This window comes from Streptomyces sp. NPDC006430 (genome assembly GCF_040612395.1).
Lineage (GTDB): Bacteria > Actinomycetota > Actinomycetes > Streptomycetales > Streptomycetaceae > Streptomyces.
The window spans coordinates 1818-5029 of sequence record NZ_JBEXQA010000083.1; the positions used below are offsets into that span (position 1 = coordinate 1818).

Here is a 3212-nt window from a genome sequence, read left to right on the forward strand (position 1 = left end):
TGGGGTGATGGGTGGCTGGTCGTTGTTTGAGAACTACACAGTGGACGCGAGCATCTGTGGCCAAGTTTTTAAGGGCGCACGGTGGATGCCTTGGCACCAGGAACCGATGAAGGACGTGAGAGGCCGCGATAGGCCCCGGGGAGCTGCCAACTGAGCTTTGATCCGGGGGTGTCCGAATGGGGAAACCCGGCAGTCGTCATGGGCTGTCACCCACTGCTGAACACATAGGCAGTGTGGAGGGAACGAGGGGAAGTGAAACATCTCAGTACCCTCAGGAAGAGAAAACAACCGTGATTCCGGGAGTAGTGGCGAGCGAAACCGGATGAGGCCAAACCGTATGCGTGTGATACCCGGCAGGGGTTGCGCATGCGGGGTTGTGGGAATGAGCTTGATCGGTCTGCCGGCCGGTCGGCGAGTCAGAAACCGTTGATGTAGTCGAAGGACATGCGAAAGGTCCGGCGTAGAGGGTAAGACCCCCGTAGACGAAACATTAGCGGCTTGCTTGCTCATCTCCCAAGTAGCACGGGGCCCGAGAAATCCCGTGTGAATCTGGCGGGACCACCCGCTAAGCCTAAATATTCCCTGGTGACCGATAGCGGATAGTACCGTGAGGGAATGGTGAAAAGTACCGCGGGAGCGGAGTGAAATAGTACCTGAAACCGTGTGCCTACAAGCCGTGGGAGCGTCGCTCATTGGGTTTACCCAATGGGTCGTGACTGCGTGCCTTTTGAAGAATGAGCCTGCGAGTTAGCGGTGTGTAGCGAGGTTAACCCGTGTGGGGAAGCCGTAGCGAAAGCGAGTCCGAATAGGGCGATTGAGTTGCACGCTCTAGACCCGAAGCGGAGTGATCTAGCCATGGGCAGGTTGAAGCGGAGGTAAGACTTCGTGGAGGACCGAACCCACCAGGGTTGAAAACCTGGGGGATGACCTGTGGTTAGGGGTGAAAGGCCAATCAAACTCCGTGATAGCTGGTTCTCCCCGAAATGCATTTAGGTGCAGCGTCGTGTGTTTCTTGCCGGAGGTAGAGCACTGGATAGGCGATGGGCCCTACCGGGTTACTGACCTTAGCCAAACTCCGAATGCCGGTAAGTGAGAGCACGGCAGTGAGACTGTGGGGGATAAGCTCCATGGTCGAGAGGGAAACAGCCCAGAGCATCGACTAAGGCCCCTAAGCGTACGCTAAGTGGGAAAGGATGTGGAGTCGCAGAGACAACCAGGAGGTTGGCTTAGAAGCAGCCACCCTTGAAAGAGTGCGTAATAGCTCACTGGTCAAGTGATTCCGCGCCGACAATGTAGCGGGGCTCAAGCGTACCGCCGAAGTCGTGTCATTGCAGCAATAGGGCCAACGCCTGCTGTGATGGGTAGGGGAGCGTCGTGTGCCGGGTGAAGCAGCAGCGGAAGCTAGTTGTGGACGGTTCACGAGTGAGAATGCAGGCATGAGTAGCGATACACACGTGAGAAACGTGTGCGCCGATTGACTAAGGGTTCCTGGGTCAAGCTGATCTGCCCAGGGTAAGTCGGGACCTAAGGCGAGGCCGACAGGCGTAGTCGATGGACAACCGGTTGATATTCCGGTACCCGCTTTGAAACGCCCAATATCGAATCAGGCGATGCTAAGTCCGTGAAGCCGTTCCGGACCCTTCGGGGAAAGGAAAGTGGTGGAGCCGACGAACCAGACTTGTAGTAGGTAAGCGATGGGGTGACGCAGGAAGGTAGTCCAGCCCGGGCGGTGGTTGTCCCGGGGTAAGGGTGTAGGCCGAGGGGTAGGCAAATCCGTCCCTCATTAAGGCTGAGACCTGATGCCGAGCCGATTGTGGTGAAGTGGATGATCCTATGCTGTCGAGAAAAGCCTCTAGCGAGTTTCATGGCGGCCCGTACCCTAAACCGACTCAGGTGGTCAGGTAGAGAATACCGAGGCGTTCGGGTGAACTATGGTTAAGGAACTCGGCAAAATGCCCCCGTAACTTCGGGAGAAGGGGGGCCATCACTGGTGATCGGATTTACTCCGTGAGCTGGGGGTGGCCGCAGAGACCAGCGAGAAGCGACTGTTTACTAAAAACACAGGTCCGTGCGAAGCCGTAAGGCGATGTATACGGACTGACGCCTGCCCGGTGCTGGAACGTTAAGGGGACCGGTTAGCTCTGTTTCGACAGGGCGAAGCTGAGAACTTAAGCGCCAGTAAACGGCGGTGGTAACTATAACCATCCTAAGGTAGCGAAATTCCTTGTCGGGTAAGTTCCGACCTGCACGAATGGCGTAACGACTTCTCGACTGTCTCAACCATAGGCCCGGTGAAATTGCACTACGAGTAAAGATGCTCGTTTCGCGCAGCAGGACGGAAAGACCCCGGGACCTTTACTACAGTTTGATATTGGTGTTCGGTTCGGCTTGTGTAGGATAGGTGGGAGACTTTGAAGCCGTGACGCCAGTCATGGTGGAGTCGCCGTTGAAATACCACTCTGGTCGTGCTGGATGTCTAACCTCGGTCCGTGATCCGGATCAGGGACAGTGTCTGATGGGTAGTTTAACTGGGGCGGTTGCCTCCCAAAGGGTAACGGAGGCGCCCAAAGGTTCCCTCAGCCTGGTTGGCAATCAGGTGTTGAGTGTAAGTGCACAAGGGAGCTTGACTGTGAGACCGACGGGTCGAGCAGGGACGAAAGTCGGGACTAGTGATCCGGCGGTGGCTTGTGGAAGCGCCGTCGCTCAACGGATAAAAGGTACCCCGGGGATAACAGGCTGATCTTCCCCAAGAGTCCATATCGACGGGATGGTTTGGCACCTCGATGTCGGCTCGTCGCATCCTGGGGCTGGAGTCGGTCCCAAGGGTTGGGCTGTTCGCCCATTAAAGCGGTACGCGAGCTGGGTTTAGAACGTCGTGAGACAGTTCGGTCCCTATCCGCTGTGCGCGTAGGAATATTGAGAAGGGCTGTCCCTAGTACGAGAGGACCGGGACGGACGAACCTCTGGTGTGCCAGTTGTCCTGCCAAGGGCATGGCTGGTTGGCTACGTTCGGGAGGGATAACCGCTGAAAGCATCTAAGCGGGAAGCCTGCTTCAAGATGAGTATTCCCACCTCCTTGAGAGGGTAAGGCTCCCAGTAGACGACTGGGTTGATAGGCCAGATGTGGAAGCCCGGTAACGGGTGGAGCTGACTGGTACTAATAGGCCGAGGGCTTGTCCTCAGTTGCTCGCGTCCACTGTGTTAGTTCTGAA

Annotated in this window: 1 rRNA gene; it reads left to right on the forward strand. The window is 56.7% G+C overall.

The annotated features are described in order from the left end of the window. Nucleotides 1-58: 58 nt before the first annotated feature. Nucleotides 59-3181: ribosomal RNA gene (locus ABZZ20_RS36540) — 23S ribosomal RNA — on the forward strand. Nucleotides 3182-3212: the final 31 nt, after the last annotated feature.